Genomic DNA, 22,399 nt, shown 5'->3' with positions numbered 1-22,399 from the left:
TCGAGGTTGCCGGAAAAAAATCAACATCCACTGGATCACCAGTGGCTTATGCCCCTTCACCATGCAAGGTGGCGAGGACTTTACGAGCACCGCCATGATCACGGTGCTCGCCCAGATAAACACCTTGCCAGGTCCCTATCGCCAAGCGGCCGGCCTTGACCGGCAAACTCAGCTGGCAGCCCAGCAGACTGGCCTTGAAGTGCGCCGGCAGATCATCCGGACCTTCGTCGTTATGTTCAAACCCTGCGCGACCTTGTGGCACCAGCAGGTTGAAAAAACGCTCGAAGTCACGGCGAACCGCCGGGTCGGCATTCTCGTTGACGGTCAACGAGGCCGAGGTGTGCTGCAGCCACAGATGCAACAGGCCCACACGGCACGCCCTCAATTCAGGCAAGCCGGCAAGCAACTCGTCCGTTACCAAGTGAAAGCCCCGGGGCTTGGCCCGCAGGGTAATCAGGGTCTGTTGCCACATACAGTTCTCCGCCCATCGGCGCGCATTCTAGCGCGCTCTGGGAAAAAACAAAGTGCCTAATACGCCTTCATGCCTGTAAGACATTTGCACCCTTAAAAGTGCAGTGTGGATCCCATCACAAAGTCGATAGAAAACCCATGCACCTTTAGCCACAGACAAACGCCGGGCAAAAAAATGCCCGGCAAGCCGGGCATGTTTTTTTCGCGTAGTTACAAGTTGTAGCCGCGCTCGTTGTGTTGCGCCAGGTCGAGGCCGACCGCCTCTTCTTCTTCGGTGACACGCAGGCCCATGACCATGTCGAGCACCTTGAGGATGACGTAGGTCACAATCGCCGTGTAGATCACGGTGAAGCCCACGCCTTTGCACTGGATCCAGACCTGGGCCGCGATGTCGGTCACGGTGCCGAAGCCGCCCAGAGCAGGAGCTGCGAACACACCGGTGAGGATCGCACCGACGATACCGCCAATACCGTGCACGCCGAAGGCGTCCAGGGAGTCGTCATAACCCAGTTTGCGCTTGAGGCTGGTCGCGCAGAAGAAGCACACCACACCGGCGACCAGACCAATCACCAGGGCGCCCATCGGGCCCACGGTGCCAGCCGCTGGTGTCACGGCGACGAGGCCGGCGACCACGCCCGAGGCGATACCCAGTGCGCTTGGCTTGCCGTGGGTGATCCACTCGGCAAACATCCAGCCCAGGGCCGCAGCTGCGGTAGCGATTTGAGTTACCAGCATCGCCATGCCCGCGGTGCCGTTGGCCGCCGCAGCGGAACCGGCGTTGAAGCCAAACCAGCCGATCCACAGCATGGCCGCGCCCACCAGGGTATAGCCCAGGTTATGCGGGGCCATCGGGGTGGTGGGGAAGCCTTTGCGCTTGCCGAGCACGATGCACGCCACCAGGCCAGCCACACCCGCGTTGATGTGCACAACGGTGCCGCCGGCGAAGTCCAGCACGCCCCAGTCCCACATCAGGCCGCCATTGCCGCTCCAGACCATGTGCGCAATCGGCGCATAGACCAGGGTGAACCAGATAGCCATGAAGATCAGCATCGCGGAGAACTTCATACGCTCAGCGAAAGCACCGACGATCAGCGCCGGAGTAATGATGGCAAAGGTCATCTGGAAGGTGATGAACACGGCTTCCGGAAACAGCGCCGCCGGCCCGGTGATGCTGGCTGGGGTGACACCCGCCAGGAACGCCTTGCCCATGCCGCCGAAGAAGGAATTGAAGTTGACCACACCTTGTTCCATACCGGTGGTATCGAACGCGATGCTGTAGCCGTAGACAACCCACAGGATGCTGATCAGGCCAGTGATGGCGAAGCACTGCATCATCACCGACAGAATATTCTTGGAGCGGACCATGCCGCCGTAGAACAGCGCCAGGCCAGGGATGGTCATGAACAGCACCAGCGCGGTGGCGGTAAGCATCCAGGCGGTGTCGCCGGAATTGAGGACTGGAGCAGCCACTTCATCTGCCGCCATGGCCAGGCTTGGCATTACGATGGACAGCAGGGCTCCGAGCCCTGCGAATTTACGCAGAGTCATATTGTTTTCTCCTGGGGCGTTGGGGTTTGGCGGCTTAGATTGCGTCGGTATCGGTTTCGCCGGTACGGATGCGAATAGCCTGTTCCAGATTGACCACGAAGATCTTGCCGTCACCGATCTTGCCGGTGTTGGCCGCCTTGGTTATCGCCTCGATAACCCGGTCAAGATCCTTGTCGTCAATGGCGACATCGATCTTCACCTTCGGCAGGAAATCGACCACGTATTCCGCGCCGCGATACAGCTCGGTATGACCCTTCTGCCGACCGAAGCCCTTGACCTCAGTAACGGTAATGCCCTGCACGCCGATCTCGGACAGTGACTCGCGTACATCGTCCAACTTGAACGGCTTGATGATGGCAGTGACTAGCTTCATGAAAACTCTCTCCCGAATTTGGTGGACTTGCCCCAGGAAAACAAACCCGTCTCAAGTCTAAGCGCAGTGCCTGGCTTTGTAACGCATCGTCGCCTCGGCATTTGCCGTCGCGACGCCAGCGAACCACTGGTGACGAGCCCTGTACCCCGGATCCGTCGGCGCACTGCATTCGTCACAGCGACTGCATCAGTGCATGGGTCATGATCGTCTAAGCAGAAACCTTGCCAGCTCCGTAAAAACCACCGAAATCAATCCTTTGCCCGCTTATGCCCACCTACGGGGCGCCTGCGCGGCCGCAATGCGCATCAAAACAGTGCGCAGCCGCCCGCCCCAATGCGCGAAAACCGTGCGCAGCGGGGCGTGAAAATGACTATAGACGCTGCGTGGTACACTGCCGGCCAACTGTTTTCCGGAATATGTCCAATGCTCGCGCCCAAAGACTTCCTCGACGCCCTGAGCGGCCACGCCTCTCGCCTGTTCAGCGGCGACACTCCGCTGCCCCGCAATGAAATCGAAAGCCAGTTCAAGGCTTTGCTACAGAGTGGTTTCAGCAAGCTCGATCTGGTCAGCCGGGAAGAGTTTGACAGCCAGATGGTGGTACTGGCCCGCACACGTGCGAGGCTGGAGAGCCTGGAGGCGAAGGTGGCTGAATTTGAAGCACGGTTGACGCCACCTTCTGCTGAATAAACAAGGTGAGTGTGGGAGCTGGCTTGCCTGCGATGGCCATAGGTATCTACACAGCTGTGGCGACGCTGGACTTGTGGCGAGGGAGCTTGCTCCCGTGACGACCGGATAGCCGACGCTGTTCTAACTGACGCACCGCGATCCAAATGTGGGAGCTGGCTTGCCTGCGATAGCGCCCTGACAGTCAACACAGCTGGATTGTGTACATATCCATTGCTGCGGTAACGGCCACTCAGGGTTCCGCCCTGACGGCGGCTCACTTTTGAAAAGCCGGAATGCCGGCCCAGACAAAAGTAAGCAAAACGCTCTTGCCCCACCACTCGGCACCTCGCTTAGGCTCGGTGTGCCCGTAATTCGCCAGCGTGGTTTAACGGGGCGCCTAAGATCAAAAGCAGATCAAGAGCGACTCGCTTCGCATCGTGGTTACCTTGCTGCGACAGCCTACAAAGTTGTGTAGATACCTAAGCTGCGATGGCGGTGCATCAGCGGATGATTCTTTGCTGACACACAGCCATCGCAGGCAAGCCCGCGCCCACATTTGTTTTGCATTGCCGCCCGGATACGTTCTGTAAAACCTCCCCGCCCCGCTCCATCCCACCTCGTCTACCCTTGAAAAAACCGCAGGAAGCGGCCCTCCCATTCAAGGAACGAGCATGTCCCTCGCCATCGTCCACAGCCGCGCCCAGGTCGGTGTAGAAGCCCCCGCCGTCACCGTCGAGGTGCACATGGCCAATGGTCTGCCGTCTCTCACTCTCGTGGGTTTGCCCGAAACTGCAGTGAAGGAAAGCAAGGATCGCGTGCGCAGCGCCATCCTCAACTCGGCGCTGCAATATCCGGCCCGCCGCATCACGCTCAATCTCGCGCCCGCCGACCTGCCCAAGGACGGCGGACGTTTTGATCTGGCGATTGCCCTGGGCATCCTGGCAGCCAGTGTGCAAGTGCCGGCGTTGATGCTCGATGACGTGGAATGCCTTGGGGAGTTGGCGCTGTCCGGCGAGGTGCGCGCGGTGAAGGGGGTGTTGCCGGCCGCGCTGGCGGCGCGCAAGGCCGGGCGCACCGTCATAGTGCCGCGCGCCAATGCCGAGGAGGCGTGCCTGGCGTCGGGGTTGAAGGTGATTGCGGTGGATCACTTGCTGCAAGTGGTGGCGCACCTGAATGGGCATGTGCCGATTGAGCCCTACGCGTCCGACGGCTTGCTGTATCTGAACAAACCTTACCCGGACCTGAGTGAAGTACAGGGCCAACTCGCGGCCAAGCGAGCATTGCTGATCGCGGCGGCGGGTGCGCATAACCTGTTGTTCACCGGGCCACCAGGCACCGGCAAGACTTTATTGGCCAGCCGGCTACCGGGCTTGCTGCCGCCGTTGAGCGAGCAGGAAGCGCTGGAAGTGGCAGCGATCCAATCCGTGGTCAGCCTGGCACCGCTGAGCCATTGGCCAAACCGCCCGTTTCGCCAGCCGCACCACTCGGCATCCGGGCCGGCGCTGGTGGGTGGCGGCTCGAAGCCACAACCGGGGGAAATCACCCTGGCCCATCACGGGGTGTTGTTCCTGGATGAGCTGCCAGAGTTCGATCGCAAGGTGCTGGAGGTGCTGCGCGAGCCATTGGAATCGGGACATATCGTGATATCCCGCGCCCGTGACAGGGTGCGCTTCCCGGCGCGCTTTCAACTGGTCGCGGCGATGAACCCCTGCCCTTGCGGCTACATGGGCGAGCCCAGCGGGCGTTGTCGGTGTACACCGGAGCAGATCCAGCGCTATCGCAACAAGCTCTCCGGGCCGTTGCTGGACCGGATTGATTTGCACCTGACAGTCGCGCGGGAGGTCACTGCGCTGAACCCCGCCCAACAAGCCGGTGATACCACCGCGCAAGCGTCCGCTCAGGTGGCGCAAGCCCGGGAACGCCAGCACCAGCGCCAGGGTTGCGCCAATGCATTCCTCGATCTGCCCCGGCTGCGCGAACACTGCCAGTTGGCCAAAGCCGATGAAAGCTGGCTGGAAAGCGCGTGTGAGCGGCTGACATTATCACTGCGCGCAGCCCATCGATTGCTCAAGGTGGCTCGCACCCTGGCGGACCTTGAGCAAGTGGAAGGCATCGCCCGCCATCATTTGGCGGAGGCGTTGCAGTACCGACCAGCCGCAAATGGCTAGCACTTGTCAGGCAAAATCCAGCAGCAGCCTCGCCACTTCCAGCACTTCTTGCCGCGCCGCTTCTGCGGACTCTGCGGAAGGCTTGAGCATCAGGTCATCGGCATAGCCCATCGCCAGGGCGAAGATCTGCCGTGCAGCGCGTTGAGCCGACTCGCAGCGAAAGACGCTATCGGCAACGCCCCGCTCGATCACCTCGGCAAGCATGCTTTGCCATTGGGCGTTGATTACCAGATAAGCCTGGGTCATTTGCGCGTCATGCATGGCCTCGTCCCAGGCGTCGAGCCACAGCGCCCAGCCGGCGTCAGCGGTGCTGGGCAGGCAGTCGCGCAAAAAACCCACGAGCGCCTCCAGAGGTGGCGCATCGGCCAACGGCTCGCGCACTTCATCCAGTTGCTCATTGGCAAAGCGTACGAAGGCTTCGCGGCGCAGTTCATTCCAGTCGCTGAAGTAGTGATAGACATGACTGCGCGACAAGCCGGCATGTTCGGCGAGGTCACGGGTGGATACATCGGCGAAACCCTTGCTGCGAAACAGCTCCAGGGCGGCGGCGATGATCTGGTCTTTACGGTCGGTACGCGACATGGGCAATTCCTTCGAGCACGAGCAGATAAGCGGCGCTTGCTTTTTGAGCGATCGCTCAAGGATACTTGAGCAGTCGCTCAATAATAGCGTCTATTACTCCTCTGGTGCACCCATGACATCCGTCACCCCACAAATTCTGATCGAAGAAAGCAAGAAAATCGGCCAGCAGTCTGCCAGCCAGACCCTCAAGGCTATTGCCAGAGCCTATCCCGGCAAGCTGTCTTGCACCTTGTCGCTGGTGGCGCTGGAGAACGCGCTGTTGTTGGCTTACCCACTGTTTGCCGGGTTCGCGGTGGATTCGATTATCCGTGGCGATACCACCAGTGCGTTGCTGTATGCCGCCGTGGTCATGGCGTTCTGGGCCGTTGGGGCGGCGAGACGGGCGCTGGACACCCGTACGTTCACGCGCATCTACGCGGACCTTGCGGTGCCGGTCATTCTCAACCAGCGCCAACAGAACCACAGCACCTCGAAATCGGCGGCACGGGTAGTACTTGCTCGGGAGTTTGTCGACTTCTTTGAAAAGCACGTGCCTATCATCGCCACGGCGTTGGTGTCGATTGTGGGCGCGGCAGTGATGCTGATCGTGATTGAGCCATGGGTAGGCATGGCGTGCCTGGCGGCCCTGCTGCTGTGCATCACCTTGTTGCCGCGTTTTGCCCAGCGCAATCAGGCGCTGCACGAACGTCTGAACAACCGCCTGGAAAAAGAAATCGGCCTGGTCGAAAAGGTCGGCGCGCCGACCCTGCGACGCCACTACCAGGTGCTGTCACGCCTGCGCATCTGGCTGTCAGACCGCGAGGCTGCGGCGTTCCTGTTTATCGGCATGACCGCGGCCTTACTGTTCGTGGTTGCGATCAGCCAATTGGCCATGTCCCCAGCGGTGAAGGCCGGCCACATCTACGCCGTCATGACCTATCTGTGGACCTTCGTCACCAGCCTGGACGAAGCGCCAGGCATGGTCGACCAACTGGCGCGGCTCAAGGACATTGGCAAGCGCGTAGACCCAGGGCTTGGGGAGGCCTGAGCCTCAACGAAACCGATCCACCTCATGACGCAAGCCTGCCGCCAAGGTCTCCAGTTCCTTGGCGGTAACCGCCAGGTTGGACACCACTTCACGCTGCTCGCTGTTGGCCAGCGCAATGCTCTGCAGGTTGCTGCTGAGCAAGGTCGCGGTGCTGCTCTGTTCCTGGGTGGCGGTGGTGATCGCAGCAAATTGCTGGCCGGCCGAGCGGCTTTGCTCGTCGATACGCGCCAGGGCCGAGGCCACATCGGCGTTGCGCGACAGGCCTTCCTGCATCAGCGCATTGCCGTGCTCCATGGTGCTGATGGCGTTACCGGTTTCCTGCTGGATGCTCTGGATCATGCCGGAGATTTCATCGGTGGCCTGGCGGGTGCGCGAAGCCAGGTTGCGCACTTCGTCGGCGACCACGGCGAAGCCACGGCCTTGCTCGCCGGCGCGCGCGGCCTCGATGGCGGCGTTGAGCGCCAGCAGGTTGGTCTGTTCTGCGATGGCGGTAATCACGCCGACGATCCCGCCGATTTCCTGGGAACGCTGGCCCAGGGTGTTGATCACGGCAGCGGTGCTGTTCAGCGCAGTGGCGATATGTTCCAGGGACGATGACGCCTCTTGCATCGAACTGCGGCCGATACGGGTTTGCTGGGCATTCTCTTGAGCCAGGCGCTCGGTGTTGCCCATGTTGTCGGCAATGTTCAGCGAGGTAGCACTGAACTCTTCCACCGCACCGGCCATGCTGGTGATCTCGCCGGACTGCTGCTCCATGCCTTCATAGGCACCGCCGGACAAGCCCGACAGCGCCTGGGCGCGGCTGTTGACCTGTTCGGCGGCGGTACGGATATGCGACACCATGGTCGACAGCGCCTCACCCATCTGGTTGAAACTACGCGCCAGCTGGCCGATTTCGTCATGGCTGGACACATTGAGCCGCGCACTCAAATCGCCCGCGCCCAGGGCCTGGGCCTGGCGCACCAGCTCGCTCAATGGCGCCAGCTTGCTGCGCAACAGCCACACCGTGGCGCCCACTGCCAGTAACATCGCCAGCACACTGCCGATCACTAGGCGGATGCCGACTTCCCAGGTCACTGCGCGAATCTCAGCCTTGGGCATGCTCGCTACCACCGCCCAAGGGCCGCCTTCAAACGGCACCGAGACACTATAGAAATCTTCGTTTTTGTCGCTCCAGAAACGGCCAGCACCCGGCTTTTTCGCCAGGTCGAGCATCACGGCAATCGCCTGATCCGGCGCTTGTACGCCAGCCGGCGGCACCAGCCAGTGCTTTTGCTCATCCAGCAGCGCGAGGGAGCCGGTCTGGCCGATGCGGAAGCGCTTGAGGTTTTCAAACTGGGCGTTCTGGGCATCGGTGTAATCGAAACCGATGAACAGCACGGCGATGACCTGCCCACTGCTGTCACGTACGGGGCTGTATTGGGTCATGTAGGAGCGGTCGAACAACACGGCACGGCCGATGTAGGTCTGGCCGCTCACAACGCGCTGGTAGGCCGCGCCCTGACGGTCGAGCACGGTGCCAATGGCGCGATTGCCGTCCTGCTTGGTCAGGGAGGTGCTGACGCGGATAAAGTCGTCGCCGCTGCGCACGAACACCGTGGCCACGCCACCGGACATCTGCTTGAACTCATCCACCTCTTCGAAGTTATTGTTCAGCACCTCATTGCCCAGGTAGAGGCTCGGCGTCTGCACGCCGGCCACGGCCACGGGCTGGTCCGCACGCACACTCAAGCCGGCGCCGAAGCGCTTTTCAAACAGCCCGCTCAAACGCTGGGTGCTTTCACGCAAGGTGCTGTGGAAGGTGTTGAGTTGGTCGGCGAGCAAACGTGCCTCGCTGGCCAAGTGTTCCTCGCGGGTGGCGAGGTTGGCGGAGTCGAGGGTACGCAAGGCAAAGACCGTACTGCCGCTGATCACGACAGCCAGAATCACGGCGAGTGCAAGGCCTAACTGGGAGGCAATCCGGGCACGGGGTTGAGACATGACAGCTCCTGGCCGAGGCCAGGATCATCCTGATCTCATAGCGCTGCTCGGCAAATTATCTAGTGGGAAACGGTAGTGCACGAGGGTTCCAACACCTTTCTTCGGCGGCATTTGGCAATACTTGAGCGAATCACAGGGGTATCCCGCAAACGATTGCACAAACGGTCCGGCCCTACTCAATCGAGGCGTTCAACCTGGGGCAATTCCATCGCCTTGACTTCACCCTGAAGAAATTCCGCCAGCCGTCGCAAACGTTCGCCACCCGGACGGGTTTTCGGCCACACCAGGTAGTAGCTTTCCCCACTGGCGACCGCCGTAGGCCACGGCAGGCTCAAGCGTCCCTGCGCCACGTCTTCGGCCACCATCAGCAAATCCCCCATGGAGACGCCATAGCCTCGGGCGGCGGCTATCATGCCCAGTTCAAGCGTGTCGAACACCTGCCCACCCTTGAGTGAAACGTGAGATGACAACCCCATGCGCTGCAGCCAGTAACGCCAGTCGCGGCGGTCAGGCGTCGGGTGCAGCAGTTCGGCGGTTGCCAGCCGCGTCACGTCCCAGGGACCGTCGTCCAACAGATTCGGCGCTCCCACCGGGATAAGCATTTCCGCAAACAGATAACTGGCCTCCCAGTCCGCCGGAAAGTGCCCGTTGCTGAGCAACACCGCGCAGTCGAATGGCTCTTGGTTGAAGTCCACTTCATCAATGCTCATCCACGCACTGGTGAGTTGCACCTCATTGCCTGGCTGCAACGCGCGGAAGCGACTCAACCGCGCCAGCAGCCAGCGCATGGTCAAGGTGGACGGCGCCTTCATACGCAGGATGTCATCTTCGGCATTCAAGGTATGGCAAGCACGCTCCAGGGCAGCGAAGCCTTCCCGTACGCCTGGCAGCAACAAACGCGCCGCTTCCGTGAGCTGCAACGTGCGCCCGCTGCGCTGGAACAATCGGCAGGCGAAATAATCTTCGAGCGTACGGATATGCCGGCTGATCGCACTCTGGGTAATCGACAATTCCTCAGCCGCACGGGTAAACGAGTGGTGACGGGAGGCGGCTTCAAATGCCCGCAAAGCATAAAGAGGAGGAAGACGACGAGACATGCTGAAAGCTCCGACTGCGCAATCTGGAAACCCTACCAGAATCGCTCATGCATGAGTTTTAATCATGCCAACGATCGCTTTTATCCTTTTGTGCAATGCGCTGAATGCGCCGAGAATCAACCCTTCCCCACCTTCCTGACCATTCGAGTGTGATGATCATGCAACATCCGGCACGTACCGAACTCTGGGCCATTCTGCGGCTATCGGGGCCGTTGATTGCCTCACAGTTGGCGCACATGCTGATGGTGCTGACCGACACCTTGATGATGGCACGCTTGAGCCCAGAGGCACTGGCCGGCGGAGGCCTGGGCGCGGCGAGCTATTCGTTCGTGGCGATCTTCTGCATCGGCGTGATCGCAGCCGTGGGCACCCTGGTCGCCATTCGCCATGGCGCGGGCGATATCGACGGCGCCACTCGCCTGACCCAGGCCGGGCTGTGGCTGGCGTGGCTGATGGCCCTGGCGGCGGCGTTGCTGTTATGGAACTTGAAGCCGGTGCTGCTGATGTTCGGCCAGACCGAAACCAACGTGCATGCGGCCGGGCAATTTCTGACGATCCTGCCCTTTGCCCTGCCCGGCTACCTGAGCTTCATGGCCCTGCGCGGCTTTACCAGCGCCATCGGCAAGGCCACCCCGGTGATGGTGATCAGCCTGTGCGGCACCGTGGTCAACTACCTGCTCAACCATGCGCTGATCGAAGGCATGTTCGGCCTGCCGAAACTGGGCCTGATGGGCATCGGCCTGGTGACCGCCATCGTCGCCAATGGCATGGCGCTGGCACTGATGTGGTACATCCGCAGCAACCGCACCTACGCCGCCTACCCGCTGGGCACAGGCCTGCTGCGCCTGAATACCCACTACCTGCGCGAGCTGTGGCGCCTGGGCCTGCCGATTGGCGGCACCTATGCGGTAGAGGTCGGGTTGTTTGCCTTTGCGGCGTTGTGCATGGGCACCATGGGCAGCACGCAGTTGGCGGCACACCAGATCGCCCTGCAGATTGTCTCGGTGGCCTTCATGGTGCCGGCGGGGATGTCCTACGCGGTGACCATGCGCATCGGCCAGCATTACGGCGCCGGGCAGTTGCTGCAGGCACGCCTGGCCGGACGAGTGGGCATAGGATTCGGCGCCATGGTGATGTTGGGGTTTGCGGCGGTACTGTGGCTGTTTTCCGACCCGCTGATCGGACTGTTCCTCGACCATGACGACCCGGCGTTCCATGACGTCATCGTCCTGGCGGTGAGCCTGCTGGCCGTCGCCGCCTGGTTTGAATTGTTCGATGGCGTGCAGACCATAGCCATGGGTTGTATCCGTGGCTTGAAGGACGCCAAGACCACCTTCCTGGTGGGCCTGGGTTGCTATTGGCTGATTGGCGCACCGTCAGCCTGGTTGATGGCGTTCACCCTGGGTTGGGGGCCAACAGGCGTCTGGTGGGGCCTGGCACTGGGCCTGGCGTGTGCGGCGGTGAGCCTGACCTGGGCATTTGAGGCGAAAATGAAGCGGATGATTCGGCAGGAGCCGGATGCTCCTGTTGGATTCCGAGCGGCCCTGCCTGACTAGCGAGTACACGCGGCACATGTGGGAGCTGGCTTGCCTGCGATAGCGGTGTGTCAGGCTAATCATTATTAGCTGAACGACCGCCATCGCAGGCAAGCCAGCTCCCACATTTGAACCACTTTGAAGGCTTAACCCAACAGCGCCTGCTGGCTTTGCCCGAACATCAGGTATTCCACCAGCTCGGGCAGCGGCAACGGCTTGCTGATCAGGTAACCCTGGACCTGGTCGCACCCAAACAAGCGCAAAAGCTCAAGCTGCTCAGGGGTTTCCACGCCTTCGGCGACCACTTCCAGGTTGAGGTTGTGGGCCAGGTTGATCATGGCGTGCACCAGCTTGCGGTTTTCTTCGCGCTCTTCCATGCCGCCGACAAAGCTCTTGTCGATCTTCAACAAGGCAATCGGCAGGCTGTTGAGGTGCACAAACGACGAAAAACCGGTGCCGAAATCATCCAGGGAAAACCGCACACCCAGCCGGCCAAGGGCGTCCATGGTCTGCTTGACCAGGTCGCTGCGGCGCATCACGGCGGTTTCGGTCAATTCGAACTCCAGCCATTGCGCTTCCACGCCGCGCTCGGCAATCAGGCGGCTGAGGGTAGACAGCAACTGACTGTCCTGGAACTGGCGAAACGACAGGTTGACCGCCATGTGCAGCGGCGGCAGGCCGCGTTCACGCAGGTCTTGCATGTCGCGCAGAGCTCGGGAGATCACCCAGTAGCCCAATGGCACGATCAGACCACTCTGTTCGGCCAGCGGCACGAATTCGCTAGGCGGCAACAAGCCGCGTTCACCGTGGCGCCAGCGCACCAGAGCTTCGAGGCCAACGATATGACCATCGTCCAGGTCCAGTCGCGGCTGGTAATGCAGCTCCAACTCATCGCGACGCAAAGCCCGGCGCAGTTCACTTTCCAGGTCGGCCAGGCTGCGCGCGTTGCGGTTGATGCGTTCATTGAAGATATGAAAGGTACAGCCTTGGGTGCTTTTGGCCTGCTGCATGGCGATATGGGCATGCCACATCAACGGGTCGGCGCCAGCGCGGGCTCGAGCATGGGCCATGCCCAGGCTGCAACCGATCAACAGGCTTTCGCCATCCACCCAATAGGGTTCGGCCATCACTTCGGTGATGCGCTCGGCCATCCATTCGGCGCGCTGGGGCGCCCGGCGGGTATCGATCAACAAGGCAAACTCATCGCTGCCCAGGCGCGCCAGTTGGTCCCCGGCCTCGAGCTGGCTCTTGAGCCGCGACACCACTTGCAGGATCAAACGGTCGCCCGCCTGATGGCCGAGGGCATCGTTGGCATGACGAAAATTGTCCAGGTCCAGATGGCCGAGGGCCAGGCCACGGCCTTCGTTTTCTGCCAGCCGGGCGGCCAGCAAGGTCTGGAAGCCCTGACGGTTGGCAATACCGGTGAGCGGGTCTTGCTCGGCCAGGCGCTGCAAGGTGTTTTCCAGCACGCCGCGCTCGCGCACATGGCGCAGGCAGCGGCGCAATGTGTCGGCGTCCAATGCATCCAACACCAACCAATCGCTGACACCCAGCGGCGACACCAGTGGCTCCTGCTCCAGCAGCAATACACACGGCAGGCTGCACCGGCCGGGGCCGGGCTGCAGGCTGGGCGTGGTCAATAACACAGCACCCTGGTCGTCATCGAACAGGCGGCTTACCGAGTCCCAGTTGGGCGCACTGATCAGCACAGCCCCTTCGCCCATCGGCGCCAGGCACTCGCGCAACAACGCTGCCCACTCGGGCTCATCGGCCAGCAGCAGCAAACGCAAGGGTTCGACAGGCGTAGACACGCTAACTCCCTAGACTCTGCAAAATTTCATTAGCGGTGCCATTATGACGTGCGGCCTGACAATGACAAAGGATGACAAATGATAGGTGTTATCAAAAACGTAGACTGTAAATATTAGTCTCGAATAATCCTTAACATCCTGCGGCAAAGTAGCAAAACCGGCAAATTTAGATCGAGTGGTACGTCACACCGTCGTTCTATGGCAGCAGAATCTTTCCAGCCTGTTAAAATGCCCGCCCTTTTGAACAACGACCCCTGAAATTCCGTATGTCCCGACTCAATCCCCGGCAGCAAGAAGCCGTGAACTACGTCGGCGGCCCTCTATTGGTGCTCGCCGGTGCAGGCTCCGGCAAGACCAGCGTGATCACGCGCAAGATCGCGCACTTGATCCAGAACTGCGGCATCCGCGCCCAGTACATCGTCGCCATGACCTTCACCAACAAGGCGGCACGGGAAATGAAAGAGCGGGTCGGCACCCTGCTCAAAGGCGGCGAAGGCCGCGGCCTCACCGTGTGCACCTTCCACAACCTGGGCCTGAACATCATCCGCAAGGAGCATGTGCGACTGGGCTACAAGCCCGGCTTCTCGATCTTCGACGAGACCGACGTCAAGGCCCTGATGACCGACATCATGCAGAAGGAATACGCGGGCGACGACGGCGTCGACGAAATCAAGAACATGATCGGCTCGTGGAAAAACGACCTGATCCTGCCCGCCGAAGCCCTGGAAGCTGCACGCAACCCCAAGGAGCAGACCGCTGCCATCGTCTACACCCACTACCAGCGCACGCTCAAGGCGTTCAACGCGGTGGACTTCGACGACCTGATCCTGCTGCCAGTCAAGCTTTTCCAGGAGCACAAGGACATCCTGGAGAAGTGGCAGAACAAGGTGCGCTACCTGTTGGTGGACGAATACCAGGACACCAACGCCAGCCAATACCTGCTGGTGAAGTTACTGATCGGCACGCGCAACCAGTTCACCGTGGTGGGCGACGACGACCAGTCGATCTACGCCTGGCGCGGCGCCCGCCCGGAAAACCTGATGCTGCTCAAGGAAGACTATCCCTCCTTGAAAGTGGTGATGCTGGAGCAAAACTACCGCTCCACCAGCCGCATCCTGCGTTGCGCCAACGTGCTGATCTCCAACAACCCCCACGAGTTCGAAAAACAACTTTGGAGCGAGATGGGCCATGGTGACGAGATCCGTGTGATCCGCTGCCGCAACGAAGACGCCGAAGCCGAGCGCGTCGCCGTGGAAATCCTCAGCCTGCACTTGCGCACCGACCGGCCCTACAGCGACTTTGCGATCCTGTATCGCGGCAACTACCAGGCCAAACTGATCGAGCTGAAGCTGCAGCATCACCAGGTGCCGTATCGCCTGTCGGGCGGCAACAGCTTTTTCGGACGCCAGGAAGTCAAAGACCTGATGGCCTACTTCCGGCTGATCGTGAACCCGGACGACGACAACGCTTTCCTGCGCGTGATCAACGTGCCGCGCCGGGAAATCGGCTCCACCACCCTGGAAAAGCTCGGCAACTACGCCACCGAACGCAAGATCTCGATGTACGCCGCCACCGACGAAATCGGCCTGGGCGAACACCTGGACACGCGCTTCACTGATCGCCTGTCACGCTTCAAGCGCTTCATGGACAAGGTCCGCGAGCAGTGCGCCGGCGAAGACCCGATCAGCGCCCTGCGCAGCATGGTCATGGACATCGACTATGAAAACTGGCTTCGCACCAACAGCTCCAGCGACAAGGCCGCCGATTACCGCATGGGCAACGTCTGGTTCCTGATCGAGGCGTTGAAGAACACCCTGGAAAAAGACGAAGACGGCGAGATGACCGTCGAGGACGCCATCGGCAAGCTGGTGTTGCGCGACATGCTCGAGCGCCAGCAAGAAGAGGAAGACGGTGCCGAAGGTGTGCAGATGATGACCTTGCATGCGTCCAAGGGCCTGGAATTTCCCTACGTGTTCATCATGGGCATGGAAGAGGAAATCCTCCCGCACCGCTCCAGCATCGAAGCCGACACCATCGAGGAAGAACGCCGCCTGGCCTACGTGGGCATTACCCGCGCTCGTCAGACCCTGGCCTTCACCTTTGCCGCCAAGCGCAAGCAATACGGTGAAATCATCGATTGTGCCCCCAGCCGGTTCCTGGATGAACTGCCGCCGGACGACCTGGCCTGGGAAGGCAATGACGACACTCCCACCGAGGTGAAGGCCGTTCGCGGCAACACCGCCTTGGCGGATATACGCGCGATGTTAAAGCGCTAGAATCGACTACTTTTTAATCTACTTTCGGCGCACAACGCGCCATTAGAGGAAGCTTTCCGTGGAAGCACTGCACAAGAAAATTCGCGAAGAAGGCATCGTGCTTTCCGATCAGGTCCTCAAGGTTGACGCCTTTCTGAACCACCAGATCGACCCGGCACTGATGAAACTGATCGGCGACGAGTTCGCCGCACTGTTCAAGGATTCGGGCATCACCAAGATCGTCACCATCGAAGCGTCGGGCATTGCCCCGGCGATCATGACCGGGCTGAACCTGGGTGTGCCGGTGATCTTCGCGCGCAAGCAGCAATCCTTGACGCTCACGGAAAACCTGCTGTCGGCCACGGTGTATTCCTTCACCAAGAAAACCGAAAGCACCGTGGCGATCTCCCCGCGCCACCTGACCAGCAGCGACCGCGTGCTGGTGATCGATGACTTTTTGGCCAACGGCAAGGCGTCCCAAGCGCTGATCTCGATCATCAAGCAGGCCGGCGCGACCGTAGCCGGCTTGGGCATTGTGATCGAGAAGTCGTTCCAGGGTGGGCGTGCAGAACTGGATGCACAGGGTTATCGGGTTGAGTCGCTGGCGCGGGTGAAGTCGCTGGCCGGTGGTGTCGTGACCTTTATCGAGTAATCACTGTGTGGGAGCTGGCTTGCCTGCTCCCACATTAGGTTTTGCGTTGCGCCGTCAGTGGGCGGTGGCCTGCAGTCCGGCCAGCAGCAAGCGTTGATACAGGTCTTCCTTGATGCCCTCCGGCTTATCCAAGCGCATCCGCTGCAAATGCTCGGGAAACGCCTCCGGCTCCGGCGCGTCGAGTGCCGCCTTGCCCAACTCCAGAATTTCCGTGAGTTTGAATTTGCTCTTGAGCCAGTTCAGCGCCCGCAACAAGTCCCGCTCCTCATCCGTGAAGTCACTGCCCAGGGGGTATTCGGGAAACAAGCGACGGTGCCTGGCCTGAATCGCCTGGAGCCGCTGCGGCGTGTTGTCGGCAAAACGCGGATCCAACTGGAAGTCCTTGGGCAGTTTGCCGGCCTTTTGCGCCTGCTCAATCAAGTCGTGCTGGAACCTTGAGTCAGTGATGTTCAGCAACGCTTCGATCACCTTGGCATCCGTCTGACCCCGCAAGTCGGCAATACCGTATTCGGTAATGACGATATCCCGCAGGTGCCGGGGAATGGTGCAGTGGCCGTACTCCCAGACGATATTGGAACTGACCTCACCCGCCGACTCACGCCAGCTGCGCAAAATCAGGATTGAGCGTGCACCTTCCAGCGCATGCCCCTGGGCCACGAAATTGTATTGCCCGCCCACACCACTGAGCACGCGACCGTCTTCCAACTGATCAGCCACGCCAGCACCGAGCAAGGTGACCATGATGGCGCTGTTGATAAACCGCGCATCCAGGCGCTGCAGGCGCTTGAGTTCTTCCTGCCCGTACAGCTCGTTGATATAGCTGATGCGGGTCATGTTGAATGCTTGGCGCTTGGCGTGGGTCATTTCCTGCAGACGCTGGTAAAAACTGCGCGGCCCCAGGAAGAAACCGCCATGGATCGACACGCCATCGGGCTGCGCCGCGTCGTCCAGGGTGCCCGCGTTGGCCTGCATCTGGGTCGCCACGTCCGGGTAGACCTTGCGCCGCACGATCCCGGCATCGGCCAATACCAGCAGGCCGTTGACGAACATCTCGCTGCAACCATAAAGGCCACGGGCAAACGGCTCGACGCCGCCTTCGCGGCTGATCAACGGCGCCCACTGGTACACATCCAAGTCGGTGAGCAACAGGCGATAGGCTTCGTTGTCGGCCTGGCGCGCCAGCAAGGCAGCCGTCAGTGCATCGCCCATGGAGCCGATGCCAATCTGCAACGTACCGCCATCACGCACCAGGGTGCTGGCATGCAGGCCGATAAAATGATCCTGAAAGCCCACCGGCATGTTCGGAGTGGAGAACAGCGTGGTGCTGTCTTTTTCATCCAGCAGGTAGTCGAACTCATCCATGCCCAACTCGGCATCGCCAGGCATGTAGGGCAAATCGCTATGGACCTGGCCGACGACCAGGATGGTCTCCCCAGCCGCGCGGCGCTTGGCGATCATGGGCATCAGGTCGAGGGTGATATCCGGGTTGCAGCTCAGGCTCAGGCGGTCGGGATGCTCGCTGCTACTGGCAACCAATTGCGCCACCAGGTTCAGGCCGGCGGCGTTGATGTCGCGGGCCGCATGGCTGTAGTTGCTGCTGACGTAATCCTGTTGCGCCGCGGCGCTGTGGAGCAAGCTGCCGGGCTGCATGAAGAATTGCTGCACACGGATATTCTTCGGCAGGCTGCCCTTGTGCAGGTCCGCGAGGAAATCCAGCTCGGGGTAGTCGCCAAACACTCGTTCGATGAAAGGTTCGATAAAGCGCTTTTGAAGACCGTCACCCTGCGTAGGACGGCCCAGGCTCAAGGCCGTATAGAGCGTCAGCGCCCGTTCGGGCAATTTTGCGATGCGCCGGTACAGAGCGTTGACGAACAGGTTGGGCTTGCCCAGCCCCAGCGGCATACCCATGTGGATATGCGCCGGCAGGCGCTCCAGTACGTCGTCAACTGCTTGCTCGATTGAACACAACTGCACCATCCGACTGCTCCCGAACATTCCATGAATTAGGGGTTGGACCGAGCTTGCCGGGTCTTTGCTGCAATGAACAGCCTGAATACCAAATCGCGGGCACAAAAAAGCCGCTGGTAAGCGGCATTTTTGACGAAGATCGGCCGATTACAGCCCGGACATCTTCTTGATCGCACCCTTGAGGTCGTCATCCGAACAATCAGCGCAGGTGCCTTTGGGCGGCATGGCGTTGATACCGGTGATGGCCTTGGCCAGGATGCCATCGAGGCCACCTTGATGGTCGGCGCGTTCTTTCCATGCGGCGGTGTCGCCAATTTTTGGCGCACCCAAAAGGCCGCTGCCGTGGCACGCATTACAGTGCTTGGCGATGATCTCATCGGGGGTTTTCGCGCCGCCGCCGCCGGCTGCCACGGCAACTTCCATGCCCTTGCATTCCTGGCCCTGGACGCAAACCTGGCCCACAGGCTCCAGGCGCTTGGCAATGTCATCATTGGTCGCAGCTTGAGCGCTGACAGCCCATAGGGCCAGTACGGTTGCTGGTGCAGCCAGCATTTTCATAATTAGGTTCACGCGTTCACCCTCAATGGTGGCTATTCACGCCTGCGGCCACGGTTTCGCAGGCGGCGAAAGTATAACGGTTAGCCCGCCTGGCCGAAACAACCCTATTAAATAAAGGGAGATTCGGCCTCACGGTGTACAGCTGCGGGAACCTCTGCAACGCTGGCAGGGCGCCTCTATTCTTAAAAGTTCGCGGGTGTGGCTGCGCTGATTAGTCGCGCCGGCACGTCGAACGGATTGCGAAAACGATGAGGCCTGGTGCTTTCAAAGTAGTAGCTATCGCCCGCTTCGAGCACAAAAGTTTCAAGACCGACCACCAATTCCAGGCGCCCTTCCACCAGAATTCCGGTTTCTTCGCCTTCATGGGTGAGCATTTCTTCGCCCGTGTCGGCACCCGGAGGGTAGATTTCATTGAGAAATGCGATAGCCCGGCTTGGGCGCGCCCGGCCCACCAGTTTCATGGTGACGGCACCGTCAGAGATGTCGATCAGCTCATTGGCTTTATAGACGATCTGCGTCGGTATTTCCTGGAGCACTTCTTCGGAGAAGAACTCGACCATGGACATGGGGATACCGCCCAACACCTTGCGCAGGGAGCTGATCGAGGGGCTGACGCTGTTTTTCTCGATCATCGAAATGGTGCTGTTGGTGACGCCCGCACGCTTGGCGAGCTCACGCTGGGAAAGACCTTTGAGTTTACGGATGGATTGCAGTCGTTCGCCGACGTCCAATGCAGGAGCCTCCTAGGATTCAGGCTTTGTTGTAATTGAGCGTTATCATGGCGACAGCGTTCAGTATTTACAACACTTGGGCCTAAATCCCGGTGTGCTCGGTTCGTTGCCGGCGGCTAAGCGCCGCTATAGAGCCTTGGCACTCGGCGCAGATTGCAGAAAATCTGATAGGGGATGGTCTCGGCGGCCACGGCAACATCACTGGCGAGGATGTGCTTGCCCCACAACTCTACGGTGGAACCAAGGCCCGCCTGGGGCAAGTCGGTGAGGTCGACACACAGCATGTCCATGGACACGCGCCCCAGCAGCCGGCTGCGCTGGCCAGCGACCAGCACCGGGGTACCGGTCGGCGCATGACGTGGGTAACCGTCGGCATAACCCATGGCAACCACACCGATGCGCATCGGCTTGGGCGTGACGAACCTGGCGCCGTAGCCCACCGGCTCACCGGCCGGCAACTCGCGCACGCAGATGACTTTGGACTCCAGGGTCATCACAGGCTGCAAGCGCGCGGCGAGGGCCTGGTCTTCGCCAAAGGGCGTTGCGCCGTAAAGCATGATACCGGGGCGCACCCAGTCGCTGGACACGCTCGGCCAGCCCAATACAGACGGTGAGTTGCGCAGGCTGACCTCAGCCGCCAGCCCCTGGCGCGCCGCCTCAAACACCGTTACTTGTTCGTTGCTGCTGACGCAATCGAGCTCATCGGCGCGGGCAAAATGGCTCATCAGCACGATTTTCGCCACTTTGCCACTCGCCAGCAGGCGCTGATACGCCTCCTGGTAATCCTTGGGGTGCAGGCCCACACGGTGCATGCCCGAGTCCAGCTTCAGCCACACTGTCAGCGGCTTGCTCAAACGAGCTTGCTCGATGGCGTCCAACTGCCACAGCGAATGCACCACGCACCACAAATCCTGCTCGATGATCAGCGGCAACTCGTCGGCTTCGAAAAAACCTTCCAGCAGCAACACCGGCGCACGAATGCCGGCGGCGCGCAGTTCCAGCGCTTCCTCGATGCACGCCACCGCGAAGCCGTCGGCTTGCGCCTCCAGTGCCTGGGCCACAGGCACCGCGCCATGGCCGTAGGCATCGGCCTTGATCACGGCGAGGGCCTTGGCCCCGGTGACTTCTCGGGCCAATTGGTAGTTATGGCGCAGGGCTTGGAGATCGATCAGGGCACGGGCTGGACGCATGGCGGCAGGCTTCTAGGCAGCAAAGTCAATAAAAAACCGGTGCCGACCAACAACGCCGGCACCGGGAGAGGGATCGTTGTTAAGGCAGCGCAGCCACGACAGACAGCTCTACCAGAATCTCGGGTTCGCACAGCTTGGCTTGCACAGTGGCGCGGGCCGGGGCGACGCCTTTGGGCAGCCATTTGTCCCATACCGCGTTCATCAAAGCGAAGTCGGCGTCGATGTCCTTCAGGTAGATCGTTACCGACAGCAACCTGGATTTGTCGGTACCGGCAAGGTCCAGCAAGCGCTCGATATTGACCAGGGTTTCACGGGTCTGCTGCTCAATCCCGGCGCTCATGTCGTCGCCAACTTGCCCTGCCAGGTACACGGTACCGCTGTGGACAACGATCTGGCTCATGCGCTCATTGGTGAGCTGGCGCTGGATTGACATGTTGTGCGGACTCCTGGTGGTTGCCATAACGGGAAATATCGAGGCCTGCGGCGCTGATCTGCGGCGTTTTCTTCGCCATCAGGTCGGCCAGCAAGCGACCTGAACCACAGGCCATGGTCCAACCGAGGGTACCGTGGCCTGTATTCAGGAACAGGTTCTTGAACGGCGTGGCACCCACAATCGGTGTACCGTCCGGGGTGGTCGGGCGCAGGCCGGTCCAGAAACTGGCCTGGGCCAGATCGCCGCCCTGAGGATAAAGGTCGTTGACGATCATCTCCAGGGTTTCACGTCGCCGCGGGTTCAGCGACAGGTCAAAACCGGCTATTTCAGCCATGCCACCGACGCGAATACGGTTGTCGAAACGGGTGATCGCGACTTTGTAGGTTTCATCGAGAATGGTCGAGGTCGGCGCCATTGCCGGGTTAGTGATCGGCACAGTCAGCGAATAACCCTTGAGCGGGTACACCGGCGCCTTGATCCCCAATGGCTTGAGCAACTTGGGCGAGTAACTGCCGAGAGCCAGTACATAGCGGTCGGCAGTTTCCAGCTTGCCGTCGATCAGCACACCGTTGATGCGGTCGCCTGCGTAGTCCAGGCGCTGGATGTCTTGTTCGAAGCGGAATTCCACGCCCAATTGTTTGCACATTTCGACCAGGCGCGTGGTGAACATCTGGCAATCGCCCGTCTGGTCGTTGGGCAGGCGCAAGGCACCCGCGAGGATATCGGTGACGCTGGCCAGGGCCGGTTCAACCCGGGCAATGCCGGCTCGGTCGAGCAATTCGAATGGCACGCCGGACTCTTTCAGCACGGCGATGTCCTTGGCGGCGCCATCGAGCTGGGCCTGGGTGCGGAACAGTTGGGTAGTCCCGAGGCTGCGCCCTTCGTAGGCAATGCCGGTCTCGGCGCGCAATTCGTCAAGGCAGTCGCGGCTGTACTCGGACAGGCGCACCATGCGTTCCTTGTTCACCGCGTAGCGGCTAGCCGTGCAGTTGCGCAGCATCTGCGCCATCCACAGGTATTGGTCGATATCGGCGGTGGCCTTGATCGCCAGCGGCGCGTGGCGCTGAAGCAGCCATTTGATGGCCTTGAGCGGCACACCCGGCGCGGCCCATGGCGAGGCGTAGCCAGGGGACACCTGACCGGCGTTAGCGAAACTGGTTTCCATGGCAGCGGCAGGCTGACGATCAACCACCACAACGTCGAAGCCGGCCCGCGCCAAATAGTAGGCACTGGTCACCCCAATGACGCCGCTACCCAAGACCAGAACGCGCATTTTTATATCCTCATCGCGGGCTCAGCCGCTGACGTGTGTTATTCGAGCAATGATGGGCGCAGTGTAAAAAACAATCGGCAG

19 protein-coding genes are annotated in these 22,399 nt (G+C 60.8%); 6 read left to right on the top strand and 13 right to left on the bottom strand.

Features of this window, described 5'->3' with window-relative positions:
* Positions 1-46 precede the first annotated feature (46 nt).
* From FXO12_RS19215 to glnK, 3 genes are all read right to left on the bottom strand, one after another.
* Positions 47-472, bottom strand: coding sequence for a secondary thiamine-phosphate synthase enzyme YjbQ (locus tag FXO12_RS19215; RefSeq protein ID WP_034129056.1), 426 nt, complete (start codon positions 470-472; stop codon positions 47-49).
* 209 nt (positions 473-681) lie between these two features.
* Positions 682-2,019, bottom strand: a complete 1,338-nt coding sequence (locus tag FXO12_RS19210; RefSeq protein ID WP_020302863.1) for an ammonium transporter — start codon at positions 2,017-2,019, stop codon at positions 682-684.
* Positions 2,020-2,053: 34 nt separating this feature from the next.
* Positions 2,054-2,392 (bottom strand): P-II family nitrogen regulator, encoded by a 339-nt coding sequence (gene glnK / locus FXO12_RS19205; protein ID WP_002555808.1) that lies wholly within the window; start codon positions 2,390-2,392, stop codon positions 2,054-2,056.
* Between the two features lie 423 nt (positions 2,393-2,815).
* Here glnK and FXO12_RS19200 point away from each other — a divergent pair, with 423 nt between their 5' ends.
* Positions 2,816-3,079: an accessory factor UbiK family protein gene (locus tag FXO12_RS19200; protein ID WP_057975306.1), complete on the top strand. Its 264-nt coding sequence runs from the start codon at positions 2,816-2,818 to the stop codon at positions 3,077-3,079.
* Positions 3,080-3,729: 650 nt separating this feature from the next.
* On the top strand, positions 3,730-5,226 hold the full coding sequence (locus tag FXO12_RS19195) for a YifB family Mg chelatase-like AAA ATPase (RefSeq protein WP_057975305.1): 1,497 nt from the start codon (positions 3,730-3,732) through the stop codon (positions 5,224-5,226).
* A 6-nt stretch (positions 5,227-5,232) separates the two neighbouring features.
* On the opposite strand, the gene FXO12_RS19190 is transcribed toward FXO12_RS19195, so the two are convergent.
* Complete coding sequence (locus FXO12_RS19190; protein WP_057975304.1) at positions 5,233-5,808, bottom strand: TetR/AcrR family transcriptional regulator; 576 nt, start codon at positions 5,806-5,808, stop codon at positions 5,233-5,235.
* Positions 5,809-5,920: 112 nt separating this feature from the next.
* On the opposite strand from FXO12_RS19190, the gene FXO12_RS19185 reads away from it, so the two are divergent.
* Entirely contained in the window at positions 5,921-6,835 is a 915-nt protein-coding gene (locus FXO12_RS19185; RefSeq protein ID WP_034129060.1) for an ABC transporter six-transmembrane domain-containing protein, read from the top strand.
* A gap of 3 nt (positions 6,836-6,838) precedes the next feature.
* On the opposite strand, the gene FXO12_RS19180 is transcribed toward FXO12_RS19185, so the two are convergent.
* A complete protein-coding gene (locus FXO12_RS19180; protein ID WP_054896018.1) occupies positions 6,839-8,815 on the bottom strand; it encodes a methyl-accepting chemotaxis protein in 1,977 nt (658 codons plus the stop codon).
* A gap of 176 nt (positions 8,816-8,991) precedes the next feature.
* A complete protein-coding gene (locus tag FXO12_RS19175; RefSeq protein WP_014720465.1) occupies positions 8,992-9,912 on the bottom strand; it encodes a LysR substrate-binding domain-containing protein in 921 nt (306 codons plus the stop codon).
* Positions 9,913-10,064: 152 nt separating this feature from the next.
* Between FXO12_RS19175 and FXO12_RS19170 the strand changes: the two genes are divergently transcribed.
* The gene (locus tag FXO12_RS19170; RefSeq protein WP_054917116.1) at positions 10,065-11,468 is read left to right on the top strand and encodes a NorM family multidrug efflux MATE transporter; all 1,404 of its coding nucleotides are present in this window, start codon (positions 10,065-10,067) and stop codon (positions 11,466-11,468) included.
* Between the two features lie 125 nt (positions 11,469-11,593).
* On the opposite strand, the gene FXO12_RS19165 is transcribed toward FXO12_RS19170, so the two are convergent.
* A complete protein-coding gene (locus FXO12_RS19165) occupies positions 11,594-13,258 on the bottom strand; it encodes a bifunctional diguanylate cyclase/phosphodiesterase (protein ID WP_057975303.1) in 1,665 nt (554 codons plus the stop codon).
* Positions 13,259-13,524: 266 nt separating this feature from the next.
* Between FXO12_RS19165 and rep the strand changes: the two genes are divergently transcribed.
* Both rep and FXO12_RS19155 read left to right on the top strand, forming a co-directional pair.
* Complete coding sequence (gene rep / locus FXO12_RS19160) at positions 13,525-15,534, top strand: DNA helicase Rep (protein ID WP_005792464.1); 2,010 nt, start codon at positions 13,525-13,527, stop codon at positions 15,532-15,534.
* A gap of 58 nt (positions 15,535-15,592) precedes the next feature.
* A complete protein-coding gene (locus tag FXO12_RS19155; protein WP_003195447.1) occupies positions 15,593-16,165 on the top strand; it encodes a xanthine phosphoribosyltransferase in 573 nt (190 codons plus the stop codon).
* Between the two features lie 54 nt (positions 16,166-16,219).
* Here the strand turns inward: FXO12_RS19155 and FXO12_RS19150 are convergent, their stop codons facing one another.
* The 6 genes from FXO12_RS19150 to dadA all read right to left on the bottom strand — a co-directional run bounded on the left by FXO12_RS19150 (position 16,220) and on the right by dadA (position 22,318).
* Positions 16,220-18,142, bottom strand: a complete 1,923-nt coding sequence (locus FXO12_RS19150; RefSeq protein WP_057975302.1) for an acetyl-CoA hydrolase/transferase C-terminal domain-containing protein — start codon at positions 18,140-18,142, stop codon at positions 16,220-16,222.
* Between the two features lie 138 nt (positions 18,143-18,280).
* The gene (locus FXO12_RS19145; RefSeq protein ID WP_034129081.1) at positions 18,281-18,691 is read right to left on the bottom strand and encodes a cytochrome c5 family protein; all 411 of its coding nucleotides are present in this window, start codon (positions 18,689-18,691) and stop codon (positions 18,281-18,283) included.
* 182 nt (positions 18,692-18,873) lie between these two features.
* On the bottom strand, positions 18,874-19,422 hold the full coding sequence (locus FXO12_RS19140; RefSeq protein WP_014720470.1) for a cupin domain-containing protein: 549 nt from the start codon (positions 19,420-19,422) through the stop codon (positions 18,874-18,876).
* Between the two features lie 116 nt (positions 19,423-19,538).
* Positions 19,539-20,612 (bottom strand): alanine racemase, encoded by a 1,074-nt coding sequence (alr, locus tag FXO12_RS19135; protein ID WP_034129082.1) that lies wholly within the window; start codon positions 20,610-20,612, stop codon positions 19,539-19,541.
* A gap of 79 nt (positions 20,613-20,691) precedes the next feature.
* Complete coding sequence (locus tag FXO12_RS19130) at positions 20,692-21,045, bottom strand: RidA family protein (protein ID WP_003195456.1); 354 nt, start codon at positions 21,043-21,045, stop codon at positions 20,692-20,694.
* Positions 21,017-22,318, bottom strand: coding sequence for a D-amino acid dehydrogenase (dadA, locus tag FXO12_RS19125; RefSeq protein ID WP_054896021.1), 1,302 nt, complete (start codon positions 22,316-22,318; stop codon positions 21,017-21,019). Before dadA ends, FXO12_RS19130 begins: the two co-directional genes overlap by 29 nt.
* Positions 22,319-22,399 lie beyond the last annotated feature (81 nt).

This window comes from Pseudomonas sp. J380, from assembly GCF_009827115.1.
In the GTDB taxonomy this organism is placed as follows: domain Bacteria; phylum Pseudomonadota; class Gammaproteobacteria; order Pseudomonadales; family Pseudomonadaceae; genus Aquipseudomonas; species Aquipseudomonas paracarnis.
This window is presented reverse-complemented; position numbering and strand designations above follow the sequence as displayed.